Below are 17,307 nucleotides of genomic sequence, written 5' to 3'. Positions count from 1 at the left end.
CCACGCACTGTTGCGCGCGCAAAGCGCCGGAACATGCCGCGGTTCATTGCATTTTCATGACAAGGTCCGCATCGGTGCGGCGGAGGCAGGCGTGGCACAGGTTCGGGCAAACGGCATCACGATCGAGTATGAGGATTTCGGCGATCGCGATGCGCCGCCGATCATGCTCGTCATGGGATTGGGCGCACAGCTCGTCCGCTGGCCGATCGAGCTGGTAGACGATCTGGTCGCCCACGGCTTCCGCGTCATCCGCTTCGACAACCGAGATGTGGGTCTGTCGACTAAATTCGATCATGCGGGCACGCCCAACATCGTGTGGACCGCGATGGTGCAGCAGTTCGGCCGCACGCCACCCGTGCCGTACACGCTGCAGGACATGGCCGCAGACACGATCGGGCTGATGGACGCTTTGGGGATCGAGGCCGCGCACATCGTTGGCGCGTCGATGGGCGGGATGATTGCACAGCTGGTCGCCGCCTCCTGGCCCGATCGTACGCTATCGCTCACCTCGATCATGTCGACAACGGGCCGCTCGGACTGCTCGCGCCCGACGATGCGCGCGACCGCGGTGCTCCTGCGCCATCCGCGCGGCGACGATCTGGAGGCGATCGTCGCACACGGCACGCTCGCCGCGAACGTCGTCGGTGGACGCTTTCCGATGGAGGGTGCGTTCCTGGCCGAGCGTATCCGCAGCGAGACGCTGCGCAACCGCCATCCGGCCGGCTTCGTACGACAAATGGCGGCCATCATCGCCGATGGCGATCGCAGCAGTCGGCTCGCGCGCATCACCGCGCCGACGCTCGTCATTCACGGCAGTGACGATCCGCTGGTGCCAGTTGCGGGCGGGCGAGAGACCGCGCGCGCCATCCCCGGTGCACGCCTGCTCGAGATCGACGGCATGGGACACACGCTGCCGCCAGAGGTGCTGCCGCAGATCGTCGCCGCGATCGACGCTCACGCACATGGCGCCTCGATGGGAAAGCCGATCGCCACCGCGGCGTGATGCGGGTTGTCGTTCTGTAGCCATACAAAAAAGATTTCCACCGGCTAAGAGAGCCAAACCCTCCGCCGATCAAGGGTGACTGGCAATTAGAAGTTCCGGCGTGGTCCACCTAGTAGCCGGCAGGAACGGAATCTCGGCGCCCGGAGCGCCCGAGCGCGACAATGAAGTTTTCCGTCGCGACACCCGTCAGGCCCGGGTCAACGCGCTCAGGAGCCTCTCAAGCAAGAGATGATGCAGCGGCGGCGCCCGTCCGCCGAAGGTGAACAACGGCACCAGCCATCCCAACCCGCACCGTCCATCGAGGCGCAGGCCAGGCCAGACATCGAGCGTCGGCCCCCAATAACGGTCCATCGCCTGCGCGATGCGCGGCAGGTTCGCGTGGCCGCGCCGATCTGTCATGCCGAGCGCTTCCAGCGCCGACATGCGATCCGCAAGACGCAGGGCCGGATCCTCGCCACCGCGGTCGTTCAACAGCGCGTCGCCCTCGCGCGCCAGCACGAGCAGATCGTGTTCGACGTGACCTTCACGCATGTGGGTGCTGGGGGGCATGTCGTCCGGGCAGACGTCACGGGATGCCGCGACGTAGCCACGTCGGCGCATGTCCCTCGTCACCGTCGAAGGACGCAACTCGATGCCGTGATCAGGGCAGACGAGCGACGACGGCAGCTGGTGCGTGCGTCGCCACCACGGATCCGGATGGCGGTCCAGCATCTCGATCATGCAAGCGGGGCAGAACCTCAGCCTGTCCGGCGGCGGCAAGTCGACGAACCAGCTGCCGAGGACCTGGTGTGGCCAGCCCCCATCCCCCTGCATCACGGCGATCGCTCCGCCCACCGCCTCCGGCCCGGCGAAGTGGCCGTGGTATTGGAGCAGCGTCCACTCGCGCACGGCGTCATCGACCGCCATCCGCCCGAACGCGCCGGACGCCGCGATCCTGCCGATCCCGACGGGCATGTCGTCGAACAAGGACAGGTCCGCAGAGAGGACCGCCTTCTGCAGGGCGCCGCGCGACTTGCCGCCCAGATAACGCGAGAGCCGCGCCATACCGGAATACAGCGTCTCGTCATGGCGCATCGCGGTGACCGGTGCGCCGCTCATGCGGCCTGCGCCCGCGGCAGGGACGCCTCGGCCACAGCCATCCGCACCTCCTCCAGCCATTCCATCGGCAGTCCCGCCGCTCGCAGGACGTCGCATGCCGACAGGTCGCGATCGTCGAGCGCCCGCGACACGCACCACGTCAACCGCCTCCCGCGGAACGCATCCGTGGCCTCCAGCGCGGCCTCGACCGCGGTGATCGTCTGCGGCAGCTTGGCGGCGCGCTTCCTCAGCCAGTCGCGCTTCGCCACGCGGCGCTCGATCTCCGCGAAGGTCGCGCGGCACGGCGGCTCCGCGGCCACAATCTCCGCCACCGCTCTGCGCGTTGCGCGCGCCAGCCGCACGTCGATCGCGAACCAGTTGCGCAGTGCCCGTCGGCGATGCGGCCGACGGTGACGCCGCGGAGGCGCCGTGACCGACATCTTCGGGATCGGAACGCCGCCCGACGCGCCGGTCGTCCACGGCACCGCCACGCCCGCCATCGCCGCTTCACGCATCAGCGTCTTCGGATCCAACCCGAGCGCTCGGGCGGTCGGGCGCAGGCCGTCACCGCAAGCGACCGCCGCCTGGAGGGCGGGCACCAGCATCGGCCCGAAACGACGATACCTGGGCTCACCCACGGTGCCATCTGCATGGCAGGCGCGCGTGTAGATGTAGCCGCATGAGCAGGCGAAGTCGCCGTATAGCGTGCCGCGGTCGCGCCTCACCGTCACGTCCGTGATCGCCTCCAATCCGTGATGGTGCGCGAGCGGGTTGCGGCACGGCCAGGGACCCGCTCCGAAAGGGCGCGCGACCGGCACGTCGGCAAGGCGCTCGAGCACCGCTTCCAGCAGGACGTGCTGAAGCGGGTGCGCCGCGCGGCGATCGTTGCGGACGAGCTGGGTCAGCCACGACTTCTCATTCTCCACGAGTTCGAGGCCGGGAATGAGGCGCGTCACGCCGCCCCACCGATCCGCGAAGGCGGCATGGAGGGCGGCATGGTCAACCTTGCGCCTGGAGCGCATCAGACCGACCGCCGCCATCCGGTCACGATGGTCTGTCATGATCTTGCCGTAGGACCGAGCGGGGGGCGGTGCGTCAAGCAGGGCAGCCGCGCGACCCGCGAGGTCGGCAAGGCTTTCGATATCGGCGTCACTCGCGCCTTCAAGCGCGAGCGGCGCCTCCGCCCGGCAGACAGCCCTTGTCGCCGCGACGAACGAATGGCGCTCACCGCCCGGCGTCACGTCGCTCAGCCTGAGGATCGATCCATGCACCGGGCAAACGGGGACACCCGGCATCTGGTGATCGCGTCGCCACCACAGGTCGCCCGCCGACTGCTCCATGTCGTCCAAGCAGGCCGGGCAGAAGCGCAACCGATCCGGCGGCCGCACCCGGAACGCCGCCAGGCCCAGCCTCACATACAGACCGGCCACCTCGCCGCGCATGGCCGAGCGTGCCTCTGCCCGGATCTCGGCGGGCGCGAACGCGGTGTGGAACGGCATCAGCGTCGCGCCGTCGATCCAGGAATCCACGGCGTCGCCCTGGTCTTCAGCAGGAAGGTCGCACGCGAGGTCATCGAGGCCACCGGGCAGGTCGACGGACGCCACGGCCCAACGCCGCCCGAGCAGCTCGCGCATGAACGGCCCGGCGCCCGGCGCCTGCAGGTAACGCCGACCCCGCGCGATGGCGGAGTAGAGCAGCTCCTGCGTCCTGATGGCGGGCACCAGCACGATGGATCAGGCGGCTGCCGCGATCCCGTCACCGCCCTCGCGGCGCAGATCCCCATCAATGAACGTCGCCTCGACCTCGGCCTTCGTCGGCGGCCTGCTGCGCGCGGTCTTCGACACGGCGCCTTCGGTCTTCAGTTCGGAGATGATGTCCGCCATGCGCGCGAAGTAGACCGGCAGATTGCTCGCGTCGGGCGCGCCCACCGCCTCCGACGTCCGCCGCATGACCTCGGCGGCGCGGGCCTCGTCGAAGCCCTGCCATTCCAAGTTCTCACGCACGACGCTGGCGCACTGCCCGACATAGGCGGGTCCCGTACGGCGCGCCGCCTGGTCCGCGTCGGTCGAAATCGATCCGTTCAGAACCGGTCCGTCGACATCCTTCAGCGAATTCCAGAACGCCTCGTTCCGAGGCGCGACATCGTCAAACCTGCGAATCAGCGCCGGATCGCCGCTGCGCACCGCGGCGAGCAGCCCCTCCATGGGCGCCAGGTGCCGGTCGGCCACCTCGTTGATCATCTCCTCCGTGATGATCTCCTCGATCTCGCCGCCACTCGCCTCGCTGTCGTCCATCGCCGCCACCTGCACGGCGAACCAGAGCTTGGTAACGATGTCGACGATGCCCTGGCTGCGATCATGCAACGCCTTCAGCATCGCGGGCGTCGGCGGCGTGTATTGCGCCGTCCACTGGTATTCCCAAAGCTCCGTCACGAAGCGCTGCCACTGCGCGTCACTTTCGGGATAGTGGTTCCAGATGCCCGCGGCAGGACCGATGGACCGGCGTCCCATCCGGCCCGTCTTCGAGAAACGGTCATATGCCGACATGGTCCCGACGAACAGGACGGGCACCCCGATCTTGTTCACCAGGGTGGTGAGGAACGTCATCAAAACGTGCTGCTCGTCCCCCGCCTTGCCCAGGTGCTGGATCTCGTCGATGACCAGGCAGCCGAGCGAATGGATGTTCGCCACCGCGACCATGCCGTCCATCAGATCGTCGTCCGACACGTGCTTGCCGGCATAGAGCTTCTGGTAGGTCTCCTGCCCGAGGAGCGCGTCCACCCCCTTGAAGAAGTCGCGGCAGGTCTGCCGGATCGACCCCATCGCAGGACACTCGAGCTTGAACCAGACGATCTGGACCTGTCCGTCGGCGTGCCGCTTCATCTGCGGATAGCGCGCCAGCACCCCGTCCAGCGTGGCGGTCTTCCCCATGCCGGGAACGCCGAGCAGTGCCGAACTGCTTGCGTGCCGGATCACGACCGGCGCGCCCGGCTCGAGCAGCCCACCCGCCTCGCGCGCCGAAGCCACCGCATGCATCCGCGCCTCGTGCGCCCGGGTGCTGTCGTCGCGCCCACGATAGCCCTCGCGCAGCACCGCGTCGAAGCCGCGGGCGAAGTCCGCCTGCCGCGCGCCGGCCCTGAAGAAGCGAAGCACCCGGAGCGCGCACAGGTATCGCTCGCCATGGGACAGCTTGCGCTCGGCCTCGTCCCGCTCCGGCAGCCTCGTCAGGAAACGCACCCACTCCGGGCGGGACAGGGGTGCAGGCAGGGCCGCGATATAGGCGTTGTTCTCGTAGTCGGACGACATCGCCGCGCTCCTCGGGATCAGTTCAGGAAGTCGGACTGGCGATTCTGCCGGTCCGTAGTGGCGGGCTTGCCCTTGTCGCCGGCGATCGCCTGCCCGACCGGCACCACGTCGCTGGCGGGCTGCAACCCCCGTCGACGGGCACGCTCGCGCTCGCGCTCCTCGATCCGGTTCGCCTTGCCGCCCTGCGCCTGCCCTGCGGTCAGGGGACCCGGACGCTCGGCGTTGGCCGCGTCGTTGATAGACTTCATGGCGCGAGCGGCGCGCGCGAGCCCGGCATGGAACGCCGGCTTGTTGTTCGCGGTGTCGACGGCGTCGTCACGCCGAAGGGCACGCGCCTCCTCGAACGATACATCGGCATAGGCGATCGAACGGTCGGTCAGATCGAGCGCGACGCGCCCACCCTGAGCCGTGCCGTCGTGCAGCCAGACGCGCGTCGTCCGCAGCGGATCGTAGGAGACGTCGACGTGCGACACCCCGTCCTGACGGGCGCGGTCGAACACCTGCCACTGCTCGCGCTCCGCCGGGCGGTAGTAGAGATCGCGATAGCGATAGCCCATCGACGTCACCGTCGCGCGTCCGACGGGAAGCATGGAGAACTCGACCTGGTCGACCGAGGCGCGGACCAGTTCGTCCATCCCTCGATCGACCGACCAGTTCCAGAGCTCCCGCGGCACAGCCCTGACCCGGTCGGCAATCATCTCGCGGGTGCGCGGATAGTCGACCAGCTTGTTGCTGTTGTTGAGGAAGATCGCGACCTCGATGACGCAGGCGGTCACCTCCGCCAGCGTCAAGATCGCATCGCGGCGGTAGTCGCGATCGCCTCGCTCCTGCACCTTCTTCTCGATCATGCCGTCCAGCTGCGTGCGCAGCAGCCGGTGGAACTGGTCGAACTTCTTCTCGGTCGACCCCTTCTGGTCACCCCGATAGGGGGAGGCCACCTCGACGACGACCGACGACTTCTCGGCAAAGGCGGTCGCGTCGAATCCCTCCCATTCGCCCCGGTCGGCCATGTATCGCGCGGGCTGGACACCGGAACACGGCCACTCGCCCGCGTCGATGGACACGCCGTATCCGGCGCAGAAGGCAACCTTGTCCTCGACTACGTTCCGCACGGCGAGGCCGGCCGCCATCCAGGACGCGTTCTCGAAGCCGACGTAGATGCCGCAGATCAGCTTCGTCAGCACGTCGGTCACCTGGTAGAAGGTGGGTCGGCCGACAGGCACCGTCCGGTCGATCTCGGACACGCAGCCGACGTCGATCGGGGTGGAGTCGATCTCGAAGCGGCTCCCCGCCCCCATCAGCCCCGCCACCGCCGTCCCGACGATGCCGCGCATGTCCTTGTCGTAGCGCGAGCCGCCCTCGCGCTTGCGCCGGATCTGCAGCAGGTCCGGGCGCTTGTCATACCAGAACCGGAACTGGCGGAAGGTCGGGTAGCCGGTCACCGCCCACTCGGCCTTCGGCGGATACTCGGTCCTGCCCGTCACCGGATCGACGACCGTGTCGAGGAAGAAGTCGGTGACCATCAGGTCGTAGGCCGCCTTCAGGCTGACCTTCCTGCGCGCGGCTCGGTCCGAGACGTAGTAGCGGCGGAGCCCGGTATCGAAGATGTCCTCGATCGCCGGCGTCACGTTCACGCCGCGCTTCATCCCCTCCGCGGGCGGCGCGCCCAGCTTCGCCTCGCCGGGCGTCCGCTTCCCCTTCCCGCAATTCCCGAACGACGGGGTCAGCGCGTTGGCCGACATGCCCCGCCGCCAGTAGCGGTCGAGCGCATCGTGCACGGTCTTGGCCGACGCGAACGCCTTGCGCTCCTCCGGGTCGGCGCAAGCCTGCAGCGCTCGCTCGATATCGGCAACCGCGCGGCCCCGCACCGCGTCGTCGAAGATCATCGGCGCCCGGTCCAGCAGCGGACCGATGATGCGCATCAGCCTATCGCGGCGGTCCTTCTGCGCCTTCGTCAGCCGTGCGGGATTGGGGTGCAGGTCGTATCCGTGCTCCAGGAGAAGGCGGGCCGATCCGTCGTCGAGCTGGGCCATGACCTCGGCGCGCGGCCGCCGCGCCAGCCGCGTCCGCGACGACGACAGGTCGAAGAGCACGACCTCGCCCCCGTGGCACCATACGACGCGCTGGTCGACGGTCTCGCCGCCGTCCCCGAACCGGATGACGTCCCGCGCGTGCAGCATCACGCCGCCTCATCCGGTCGGATCGTCGGCGCGACGACGAAGTCCGAGGCAGGCCGAGACAGAGTGAACTGCCGATCCATGTCGAACGCCAACGCGTGCTTCGCGCACAGCAACCGGACGGCGGTCGGAAAGTCGCGGCGGTCGAGCGTCCCAGCCGCGTCCAACGCGCGGGCGAGCTGATCGAGCGTACGCGGGCCACCGTCAGCGATCGCCGCATGGACGGCGAGCATCGCTCGCTGCCAGTGCCCGTCGGGCCGTTCGGGATCGGGCCTCACCCGGAGGACGAATTCGATGTTGCCCTTGCGGACCTTGGACAGCCGGTCCTCGGTCAGGAGGTCCCAGGACACGCCGCGCTCCAGCCAGTAGCGGCGCTCGATCTCGAGCTTCTGCCGGGTGCGGCGGATCGATACGAGCTTTCCTCGGGTCGGGACCGCCGGCATGTCGATCGCCGAACTCTCCTTCACCGCATATGCGGCCTGTTCGACACGGCCGTCGACCAGACGCTTCACCAGAAAGTCCGTCGACAGCGGGATGGGCTCGCGCGGTCGTCCGTCCGCCGGATGACGCACCTTCATCTCGGCCGCGATCCGGAGCGTGTCCTCCAGGATCAGCGGCACCTGCTCCTTCACCTCGATGACGGCCGGATCCCACTGGAAGTCGCGCAGCGCCGCGGTCTCCCAGTCCGACAGCGTGTGCATGACGCGTCCGGCGCTCGGGATCCTGCTCGAGCGGCCCCGCGACGCGACGTCGTGGACGAAAAGCCAGGGCCTGTAGGCCGCACCCTCGCCGCGACCACGACCCTGCCGCTGACGGTTCTCCAACACGGCACGCGTCTGCGTGCGCTTCCTCTTTGCCATTACTGACGACCTTCGAATCCGGCGACGCGGCGCGAATCGCGCTCAGTCGTGCATCGCCTGTCGGGCGTTAAGGTCCGGTTCGACGCCGGACCGGGCGAACGCTCAGCCGCGTATCGCCACCGCGAAGCGAACCAGCGATGGTGGCTCGCACATCGATCTCGCTTCGAAGGACATCGGCACACCCTCACATAAACCTTGACAACGTGTCAAGGTTCAATGTTGGGCCTAATCGACGGACGTCAAGTCCCGCTGCCGGGAGTCGCGCCGCGGCGTCTCCCGAGCCGATGGTGGGCGTTCGGGATTGACCCTCTCGATCCTGAGTCCCCGCGGCTTGTCGGGCGAGGGCGCGCGCCAGTCGATGTCGGTCTCGGCATCGGCATCGGCCATCCTTGCCCGCGCGCGATCGAGCATCCCGTCGATGCGACCTCTAAGCTCGCGCAGAGCCTCGGTCTTGCGCTCGAACTCGGCGAGCGCCTCGTCCTCGGCCGCGTGATCGCCGTCGCCCGCCCGGTCCATCATCGTCAGGAGCTGCGCGATGACGTTGGTGGAGAAGCCAACGTCCTGGGCGAGCGCGATCGTCCGCATCCGCTTCACGTCGGCGTCGCCATAGGCGCGGTAGCCACCCTCGCTACGCGCGGGCTCCGGGATGAGGCCCTGCTTCTCGAAGTAGCGGATCATCCGCTCCGAGAGGCCGCTGGCCTTCGCTGCCTGACCGATGTTCACCCCTTCAAGATAGGACGGAAGCCGCCTGCGTCAAAGCGCAGTCCGTCGATTGAGGGTGGTCCAGGGGAAAACTGGCTGCCGCCGAACGACGGAGATCATCATGGGCAAGGCAATCACCGAGGCGTCCTGGATCGGCAAGGCCGCCTACGAGATCATGCAGACCAAGGGCTGGAACGGCCGCGAGGCCAACGCAAGCGCGCGCGATCTCGCCGCTGGCCTCCTCGACTACGGCGTCGACCTCGCACGCATCGATCCACGCGACTACGCACGGCGGCACTTCGGCTTCAGCGCACCCTCCGCCGCGCGGATCGCGCCCGTCGCCACCCGCCTCTTCGTCAGCCATGACGAGGACGGACTCGAACTTCACGTCGATGCCGGCGGCCTCTTCGCCGATCGCCTGATCGGCTGGGACTTCGCCAACGCGATCATCGACGCCTTCCACGGCCGCAGCTGGAGCGACGCCCGAGGCTACTCGGTCGACACCGCCAGCGACGGGATCGTCGTCACCATGCCGGCCACCGCCGTGCGCCACGGCGTCGCCTTCACCCTGTCCCGCGCGCAGGTCGTCGACTTCGGCAACGCCTGCCTGACCGTCGTGCGCGACGGGTCCCACCTAGAACTCGCGAGCGTGCCGGGCCGCTGGGGCGCCGGGCCGACCAGCCCCGTCGTGCGTGCACGCCTCGCCGAGCGCTCGCGCCTGGCGGCATAGCCCGCAAGCTCAACCCATCGTCTAATACCGATGCATCGTTGACGAACGACGTTCGCATCGGCTATTTCCGATGCATGGATGAAGCATCAGCCCTGGCCGCTCTGGCCGCGCTCTCGCACCCGACCCGTCTTTCGGCATTCCGCCTCCTGGTGCGCAACGAGCCCGACGGCTTGACCACCGGTCGACTCGCCGAGGCGGCGAACCTGTCGCAGAGCACCTTCTCGACGCATCTCGCGGTCATGGCGAAGGCCGGGCTCGTCACCGCCGAGAAGCAGGGGCGCCATCAGGTCCAGCGCGCCGGCATCGACACCCTCCGCGAGCTCATGACCTTCCTCGCCAAGGACTGCTGTCAGGGCCGCGCCGAACTGTGCGAGCCGCTGCTCGCCGAACTCACCTGCTGCTGAAGGACCGCGCCGTGGCCGACGTCATCATCTACCACAATCCCGCATGCGGCACTTCCCGCAACACCCTCGCGATGATCCGCAACGCCGGCATCGAGCCGCACGTGATCGAATACCTGAAGACGCCGCCGTCGCGCCCTTTGCTGATCCAGCTCATCGAGCGCGCAGGGCTGACGCCGCGACAGCTGCTTCGCGAAAAGGGCACGCCCTATGCCGAGCTCGGTCTCGACGACGAGGCGGTCAGTGACGAGGGGCTGATCGACGCGATGATGGATCACCCGGTCCTGATCAACCGTCCGCTGGTCGTGACTCCGCTCGGCGTGCGCCTGTGCCGCCCATCCGAGACGGTGCTCGACATCCTGCCCGATGCGCAGCGCGGCGCCTTCGCCAAGGAGGACGGCGAGCAGGTAGTCGACGACGCCGGCGAGCGGGTGCGCTGATGGCGACGATGGCAGCGGAGGCGCGGCGTCCCGGCATCGGCACCTTCGAGCGCTATCTCTCGATCTGGGTGGCGCTCTGCATCGCTGCGGGGATCGGCCTCGGCCACCTCCTCCCCGGCGCCTTCGCGGCGATCGCGTCGGCAGAGGTGGCCCGCGTCAACCTCGTCGTGGCCGGACTGATCTGGTTGATGATCGTCCCCATGCTGCTCAAGATCGACTTCGGCTCGCTCGGCTCCGTCCAACAGCATTGGAAGGGTGTCGGCGTCACGCTGTTCGTCAACTGGGCGGTGAAGCCGTTCTCCATGGCGGCGCTCGGCACCTTCTTCCTCGGCTGGCTGTTCGCGCCGCTGCTGCCCGCGGGCGAGATCCCGTCCTATATCGCCGGGCTGATCCTGCTGGCCGCCGCGCCGTGCACCGCAATGGTCTTCGTCTGGTCGAACCTGTGCGACGGCGAGCCGACCTATACGCTGAGCCAGGTCGCGCTGAACGACGTCCTGATGGTCTTCCTCTTCGCGCCGCTGGTGGCGCTGCTCCTAGGCGTCGCCTCGGTGACGGTGCCGTGGGACACGCTGCTGCTGTCGGTCGCACTCTACATCGTCGTGCCAGTCATCGTCGCCCACATCGTCCGCCGGGCGCTGCTCGCCTCGGGCGGCCAGCCCGCGCTCGACCGGCTGCTGGCGGCGCTGGGACCGGTGTCGCTCGTCGCGCTGCTCGCCACGCTGGTCCTGCTGTTCGGCTTCCAGGGCGAGCAGATCATCCGGCAGCCGGCGGTCATCGCGCTCATCGCCGTGCCGATCCTCATCCAGGTCTATCTCAACGCCGGCATCGCATATTGGCTGTCGAAGCGGGTGGGAGTGGCGTGGTGCGTGGCGGCGCCCGCCGCGCTCATCGGCGCGTCGAACTTCTTCGAGCTTGCGGTCGCGGCCGCCATATCGCTGTTCGGCCTGAAGTCCGGCGCGGCGCTGGCGACCGTCGTGGGCGTGCTGGTCGAGGTTCCCGTGATGCTCTCCGTGGTGTCAATCGTGAAGCGGACCCGCGGATGGTACGAGTCCGGGGCGCGCGCATGACCGACCTCACCTTCACCGACGTCCCGCGTGGCGAATACGACGTCATGCGCCTCCAACTGGAGATGGCCGGTCTCCCGACCGACGATCTCGACGGCCCCGACCGCCTTTTCTTCCGCCTGTCGGACGGGCATGGCCCAGTCGGCTACATCGGTCTCGAGGGGAACGGGCCCGACCGCCTGCTTCGCTCACTCGTCGTCATGCGCCGGCATCGGGGCCACGGTCACGGTCGCGAACTCGTCCGCCGCCTCGGGCGGGTATGCGACGGCGCGGTCAAGCGGCTGCACCTGCTCACCACGGGCGCGGCGCCCTTCTTCCGTAGCCTCGGTTTCGTCGATGCCGAGCGCGGCACCGCGCCGCAGGCGATCGCATACACCAGCCAATTCACCTCGCTCTGCCCGTCCAGCGCCATCTACCTCGTCAAGGATATCGCATGAGCCGCCTCCGTCACCTGCGGGACGCCGACGTCCTGCCGGCCCTCGATCCCGCCTTCGTGATCCGCCGGCCCGCCATTGGCTTGGCAGACGACCAGTCGCCGCCGCGCATCCTGCTGCTCTACGGCTCGCTACGCGAACGCTCCTTCTCCCGCCTCTGCGTGGAGGAGGCCGCCCGGCTGCTCCAGCTCTTCGGGGCCGAGACGCGCATCTTCGATCCGTCCGACCTGCCGCTGCCCGACCAGGTCGCCGGCGACGACCATCCGGCCGTCCGCGAACTGCGTGACCTGTCGATGTGGAGCGAGGGTCACGTATGGTGCAGCCCTGAGCGCCACGGCCAGATCACCGGCGTGATGAAGGCGCAGATCGACCACCTGCCGCTATCGATAGGCGGCATGCGACCGACGCAGGGCAGGACGCTCGCGGTCATGCAGGTTTCGGCCGGATCGCAGTCCTTCAATAGCGTGAATACGCTCCGTCTGCTCGGCCGCTGGATGCGGATGTTCACCATCCCCAATCAGTCGTCGGTCGCCATGGCCTACAAGGAGTTCGGCGACGACGACCGAATGCGGCCGTCCAGCTACTACGACCGCATCGTCGACGTGATGGAGGAGCTGGTCCGCTTCACCATCCTCCTCAGGCCGCATACCGATCAGCTGGTTGATCGATATTCCGAACGGAAGACGGCGGGAGTCCGCGCGACGGAGGATCACTCAGCTGTAGCGATCGGAGGCAGGTGACCGGGATTGAACTTCGTCGCGTTCCGCCGCGAACAATCCCCCAACCGAATCGTGTTGACTGACCGGGCCGAGTCACGGCGGATCGTCGGATGACGACCGAATGGCTCCTACCGCTGTGCATCTTCCTCGGTGCCGCTCTCTATTCGAGCGTCGGTCATGCCGGTGCGTCCGCATACATCGCCCTGATGGCGCTTTTCGGCATCCCCGCCGCCGTCATGCGGCCGACCGCATTGGTCCTGAACGTGATCGTGGCGACGTTCACGTCCGGACGCTTCGTCCACGCGGGCCTATTTCGCTGGCGCACGTTGTGGCCCTTCCTCATCGGCGCGATCCCCATGGCGTTCGTGGGCGGGATGATCGTCCTGCCGGGACACGTCTATCGGCCGCTGGTCGGCGTGGTGCTATGGCTCTCCGCGGCGCGACTGCTCTGGCCCACGGGGCTGAAGGCGGTCGACGAAACGCGGGACCCGCCTCTGGTCGCCGCCATTCCCGCGGGCGCCGCCATCGGCCTGCTGTCAGGCCTCACCGGCACAGGGGGCGGGATCTTCCTCTCGCCGCTGCTGCTCTTCCTCGGCTGGTCGACCGCACGTCCCGCCTCGGGTGTCGCCGCGGTCTTCATCCTCGTGAACTCGATCGCGGGCATCGCGGGGAACCTCGCTGCGCTCGGCAGCCTACCGCCTTCGCTGCCGATCTACGCCATCGCGGCGCTCGCCGGCGCCGCCATCGGTACGACCGCAGGGATCAAGCTGTCGACCAAGATCATCACCAGGGCGCTGGCAGCCGTTCTCGTCATAGCCGGGGCCAAGATGATCGGCGTCTACTGACAGATGCGATCATCTTCGGGACATCCTGGGCCAGCCTCGCACAATGGAAGTCTTCATTGTTGCAGCAACGCGCTGCCGGAGGTTTCCATTGTCACTCGGAAAAATTGATTGTTCGCTTACACGTTCCCGGCAACCCGCTTCTAACTCACTCGACGGTGACGCTCTTCGCCAAATTGCGCGGTTGATCGACGTCGGTGCCCTTGGCGACCGCGACGTGGTAGGCGAGCAGCTGGATCGGCACCGCGTAGACCAGCGGTGCGATCAGCGGGTGAACCTTGGGCATGGTGATCGTCGCGACGCAGCCCTCGCCCGCCGCCTGGATGCCGTCATAGTCGCTGATCAGCACTACGCGCCCGCCGCGTGCCTGTACTTCCTGCATGTTGCTGACGGTCTTGTCGAACAGCGGGCCCGACGGCGCGATCACGACGACAGGTACGGCGTCGTCGATCAACGCGATCGGCCCATGCTTCATCTCACCCGCGGCATAACCTTCGGCGTGGATGTAGCTGATTTCCTTGAGCTTCAACGCCCCCTCAAGCGCGAGCGGGTAATCGGTGCCGCGGCCCAGGTAGAGCACGTCGCGCGCCGTAGCGACGACGCCCGCCATCGCCTCGATCGCCTCGTCATAGGCGAGCGCGGCGTTGATCGCGGCCGGTGCCTCGCCCAGGTGGCGGACGATCTGACGCTCCTCGCCAGGCTTAAGCTGCCCCTTCGCGCGCGCCAGATTGGCGGCGAGTGCAGCGAGCACCGCCAGCTGGCAGGTGAACGCCTTGGTCGAGGCCACACCGATTTCGGGCCCGGCGTGGGTCGGCAACAGCAGGTCGGCCTCGCGCGCCATCGAGCTGGTCGGCACGTTGCAGACGACCGCAATCGTCTGCCCCTCGCTGCGCGCGTGACGCAGCGCTGCCAGCGTGTCGGCGGTCTCGCCCGACTGGCTGATGAACAGGGCGAGGCCACCCGCCTCCATGACCGGCGCGCGGTAGCGGAACTCGCTCGCGACATCCAAGTCGACCGGCACGCGCGCGAACTGCTCGAACCAGTATTTGGCAACCATTCCGGCGTAGAAGCTGGTGCCGCACGCGACGATGGTGACGCGCTTGATCCCCGACAGCTCGAACTCGGGGATCGGCAACGTGATCGTCTCGTCCATGCGCTGCAGGTACGAGCGCAGCGTCTGCGCAACGACGATCGGCTGCTCGTAGATCTCCTTGAGCATGTAGTGGCGGTGATTGCCCTTGGAGATCAGCTCACCGGTCACGCCCGAGATCGTGACGGCGCGCTCGACCGCATTGTTGTCGCGATCGAACACCTGCGCGCCCTCGCGCGTGCAGATGACCCAGTCGCCCTCTTCCAGATACGCGATCCGCTGCGTCAGCGGGGCGAGCGCCAGCGCGTCGGAGCCGAGATAGGTCTCGCCGTTGCCGTGCCCGACGACCAGCGGCGAGCCGAGCCGAGCGCCGATCAGCAAGTCGGGGTGGCGGCGGAACAGGATCGCGAGTGCGAAGGCGCCGTGCAGCCGCGGTAGAACGGCGCGGACGGCGCTCTGCGGGTCGAGCCCGGCCTCGACCTGCTCGCTGACCAGGTGCGCGACGACCTCGGTATCGGTTTCGCTGGTAAAGACCCGGCCGCGCGCGATCAGCTCCTCGCGCAGCGGCTTGAAGTTCTCGATGATTCCGTTGTGGACGACGGCAACCTCGTCGGTCGCGTGCGGGTGCGCGTTGTTGGTCGTCGGGCCGCCGTGCGTCGCCCAGCGCGTGTGCGCGATGCCGGTCTGGCCGGGCAGCGGATGCTCGGCGAGTTCGCGCGCCAGATTGACCAGCTTGCCCGAGGCGCGCCGGCGCTCGATCGCGCCGTCATGGTCGGTCGCGATGCCGGCCGAATCGTAGCCGCGATATTCCAGCCGCTTCAATCCGTCGAGCAGCCGGTCCGCCACGTCGTCCCGCCCCACGATGCCGACGATGCCACACATATACTCTACCCCATTGAAATGCCGGGCGCGGCTGCTGCCCGGTGGTCGCGGTCACGACCTAGTCACCGATAGCATGATCACGCAACCGCCCGCTTGCCGCCGCGTGAACATGCCGTCACGTGCGTGCGCGAGCAGCCTTGCGCGCGCGCATCTTCTCGCGAAAGCGAGTCGCCCAGTCCGGCTTGCTGACCTGCTCGGGTCGCACGAGTGCCAGAGCGCCCGCCTCCACGTCGCGGGTCAGTACCGAGCCTGCCGCGACGATCGCACCGTCGCCGACCGTCACGGGGGCGACCAGCGCCGAGTTGGAGCCGATGAACGCACCCTCGCCGATCACCGTCTTGTATTTGAAGAAGCCGTCGTAGTTGCACGTGATCGTGCCCGCGCCGACGTTCGCGCCCGCGCCAACCTCGGCGTCGCCGAGATAGGTCAGGTGGTTGGCCTTGGCGCCGCGCGCGAGCCGCGTTTTCTTCACCTCGACGAAGTTGCCGACCTTGGCACCCTCCTCCAGCACCGCGCCGGGGCGGAGCCGCGCGTAGGGGCCGACCTCGACGCCTGACCCGATCTGCGCGCCCTCCAGATGGCAGAAGGCGCGGATCGTCGCGCCGTCCGCGACGCTTACGCCGGGGCCGAAGAAGACGTTCGGCTCGACCACCACGTCGCGCCCAAGCACCGTGTCGTGCGCGAACCACACCGTTTCGGGCGCGATCAGCGTCGCGCCGTCCGCCATCGCGCGGGCACGACGCGCGACCTGCCACGCCGCCTCGACCGATGCCAGTTCGGCGCGGCTGTTGACGCCAGCGACCTCGGCCTCGCTCGTCTCGATCACCGCAGTGATGCGGCCGTCCTCGCGTGCCAGCATGACGATGTCTGGGAGGTAATATTCGCCCGCGGCATTGTCGTTGCCGACCCGCGCGAGCAGCGCGAACAGGTCGCGCGAGGCGACGGCCATCAGCCCGGAATTGCACAAGGTTTCGGCACGCTCGGCCGCGTTCGCGTCCTTAAATTCGACCATGCGGGCGATCCGGTCGCTACCCGCCTCGGTGAGGACGCGGCCGTAAGCGGCGGCATCGGCGGGGCGAAACCCTAGCACCACGGCCGCGGGCGCGTCCGCGCCGTGCAATCGCTCGAGCATCCGCTGCATTGTCGCTGCGCCGACCAGCGGCACGTCACCGTAGAGGATCAGCACGTCGCCATCGAACCCGTTCAGCGCCGTTTCCGCCTGCGCGACCGCGTGTCCGGTGCCGAGCTGCTCAATCTGCTGCGCGGTGGCCGCACCGCGTGGGGCTACCGCTGCCTCGACCTGCTCGCGTCCCGCGCCGACGACGACCACCGTCCGCTCCGGCGTCAGCTGCTGGACGGTATCGATCAGGTGCAGCAGCATCGGCTTGCCCGCGAGCGGGTGAAGCACCTTGTGGAGGTCGGACTTCATGCGCGTGCCCTTGCCCGCGGCAAGGATGACGACGGCAAGCGGCGTTGAGGCGAGAGGCGGCTGGCTCATGGCGTGCGCCCTGCCACCGTGCGCGATCAATTGCCAGCGGCTGCCGACGCCATCGTAAGGAGTCATCGCAGGCGAGCCCGCTT

16 protein-coding genes are annotated in these 17,307 nt (G+C 68.2%); 8 read left to right on the top strand and 8 right to left on the bottom strand.

Annotated features, from left to right (window positions below):
- Positions 1-91: 91 nt before the first annotated feature.
- Positions 92-1,003, top strand: coding sequence for an alpha/beta fold hydrolase (locus BMW51_RS14140; RefSeq protein ID WP_093007708.1), 912 nt, complete (start codon positions 92-94; stop codon positions 1,001-1,003).
- 186 nt (positions 1,004-1,189) lie between these two features.
- Here the strand turns inward: BMW51_RS14140 and BMW51_RS14135 are convergent, their stop codons facing one another.
- The 6 genes from BMW51_RS14135 to BMW51_RS14110 all read right to left on the bottom strand — a co-directional run bounded on the left by BMW51_RS14135 (position 1,190) and on the right by BMW51_RS14110 (position 9,145).
- Positions 1,190-2,101, bottom strand: a complete 912-nt coding sequence (locus tag BMW51_RS14135; RefSeq protein ID WP_177171691.1) for a TniQ family protein — start codon at positions 2,099-2,101, stop codon at positions 1,190-1,192.
- Complete coding sequence (locus tag BMW51_RS14130; RefSeq protein WP_177171690.1) at positions 2,098-3,801, bottom strand: TnsD family Tn7-like transposition protein; 1,704 nt, start codon at positions 3,799-3,801, stop codon at positions 2,098-2,100. Before BMW51_RS14130 ends, BMW51_RS14135 begins: the two co-directional genes overlap by 4 nt.
- 12 nt (positions 3,802-3,813) lie before the next feature.
- Positions 3,814-5,385, bottom strand: a complete 1,572-nt coding sequence (locus tag BMW51_RS14125) for an ATP-binding protein (RefSeq protein ID WP_093007545.1) — start codon at positions 5,383-5,385, stop codon at positions 3,814-3,816.
- A gap of 17 nt (positions 5,386-5,402) precedes the next feature.
- Entirely contained in the window at positions 5,403-7,565 is a 2,163-nt protein-coding gene (locus BMW51_RS14120) for a hypothetical protein (RefSeq protein WP_093007543.1), read from the bottom strand.
- Positions 7,565-8,422 (bottom strand): TnsA endonuclease N-terminal domain-containing protein, encoded by an 858-nt coding sequence (locus tag BMW51_RS14115; RefSeq protein WP_093007541.1) that lies wholly within the window; start codon positions 8,420-8,422, stop codon positions 7,565-7,567. Before BMW51_RS14115 ends, BMW51_RS14120 begins: the two co-directional genes overlap by 1 nt.
- Positions 8,423-8,647: 225 nt before the next feature.
- On the bottom strand, positions 8,648-9,145 hold the full coding sequence (locus BMW51_RS14110; protein ID WP_093007539.1) for a MerR family transcriptional regulator: 498 nt from the start codon (positions 9,143-9,145) through the stop codon (positions 8,648-8,650).
- 100 nt (positions 9,146-9,245) lie between these two features.
- Between BMW51_RS14110 and BMW51_RS14105 the strand changes: the two genes are divergently transcribed.
- The 7 genes from BMW51_RS14105 to BMW51_RS14075 all read left to right on the top strand — a co-directional run bounded on the left by BMW51_RS14105 (position 9,246) and on the right by BMW51_RS14075 (position 13,757).
- Positions 9,246-9,854 carry a hypothetical protein gene (locus tag BMW51_RS14105; protein WP_093007537.1) on the top strand — a complete coding sequence of 203 codons (609 nt, stop codon included), beginning with the start codon at positions 9,246-9,248 and terminating at the stop codon, positions 9,852-9,854.
- Positions 9,855-9,928: 74 nt separating this feature from the next.
- Positions 9,929-10,258, top strand: coding sequence for an ArsR/SmtB family transcription factor (locus BMW51_RS14100; protein ID WP_093007706.1), 330 nt, complete (start codon positions 9,929-9,931; stop codon positions 10,256-10,258).
- Positions 10,259-10,269: 11 nt separating this feature from the next.
- Positions 10,270-10,695, top strand: coding sequence for an arsenate reductase (glutaredoxin) (gene arsC / locus BMW51_RS14095; protein WP_093007535.1), 426 nt, complete (start codon positions 10,270-10,272; stop codon positions 10,693-10,695).
- Positions 10,695-11,762: an ACR3 family arsenite efflux transporter gene (gene arsB, locus BMW51_RS14090; RefSeq protein WP_177171688.1), complete on the top strand. Its 1,068-nt coding sequence runs from the start codon at positions 10,695-10,697 to the stop codon at positions 11,760-11,762. Before arsC ends, arsB begins: the two co-directional genes overlap by 1 nt.
- Entirely contained in the window at positions 11,759-12,196 is a 438-nt protein-coding gene (arsN2, locus tag BMW51_RS14085) for an arsenic resistance N-acetyltransferase ArsN2 (RefSeq protein WP_093007702.1), read from the top strand. Before arsB ends, arsN2 begins: the two co-directional genes overlap by 4 nt.
- The gene (gene arsH / locus BMW51_RS14080; protein WP_093007533.1) at positions 12,193-12,933 is read left to right on the top strand and encodes an arsenical resistance protein ArsH; all 741 of its coding nucleotides are present in this window, start codon (positions 12,193-12,195) and stop codon (positions 12,931-12,933) included. The genes arsN2 and arsH overlap by 4 nt, the downstream gene beginning before the upstream one ends.
- 89 nt (positions 12,934-13,022) lie before the next feature.
- Entirely contained in the window at positions 13,023-13,757 is a 735-nt protein-coding gene (locus BMW51_RS14075; RefSeq protein WP_093007531.1) for a sulfite exporter TauE/SafE family protein, read from the top strand.
- A gap of 145 nt (positions 13,758-13,902) precedes the next feature.
- Here the strand turns inward: BMW51_RS14075 and glmS are convergent, their stop codons facing one another.
- On the bottom strand, positions 13,903-15,726 hold the full coding sequence (gene glmS, locus BMW51_RS14070; RefSeq protein ID WP_093007529.1) for a glutamine--fructose-6-phosphate transaminase (isomerizing): 1,824 nt from the start codon (positions 15,724-15,726) through the stop codon (positions 13,903-13,905).
- 115 nt (positions 15,727-15,841) lie between these two features.
- The gene (gene glmU / locus BMW51_RS14065; RefSeq protein ID WP_093007527.1) at positions 15,842-17,224 is read right to left on the bottom strand and encodes a bifunctional UDP-N-acetylglucosamine diphosphorylase/glucosamine-1-phosphate N-acetyltransferase GlmU; all 1,383 of its coding nucleotides are present in this window, start codon (positions 17,222-17,224) and stop codon (positions 15,842-15,844) included.
- Between the last annotated feature and the right edge of the window lie 83 nt (positions 17,225-17,307).

The sequence above is a fragment of the Sphingomonas palmae genome, from assembly GCF_900109565.1.
Taxonomy (GTDB): Bacteria; Pseudomonadota; Alphaproteobacteria; order Sphingomonadales; family Sphingomonadaceae; genus Sphingomonas; species Sphingomonas palmae.
The sequence above is the reverse complement of the archived record's forward strand: the minus strand, read 5'-3'. Positions and strand labels throughout refer to the sequence as shown.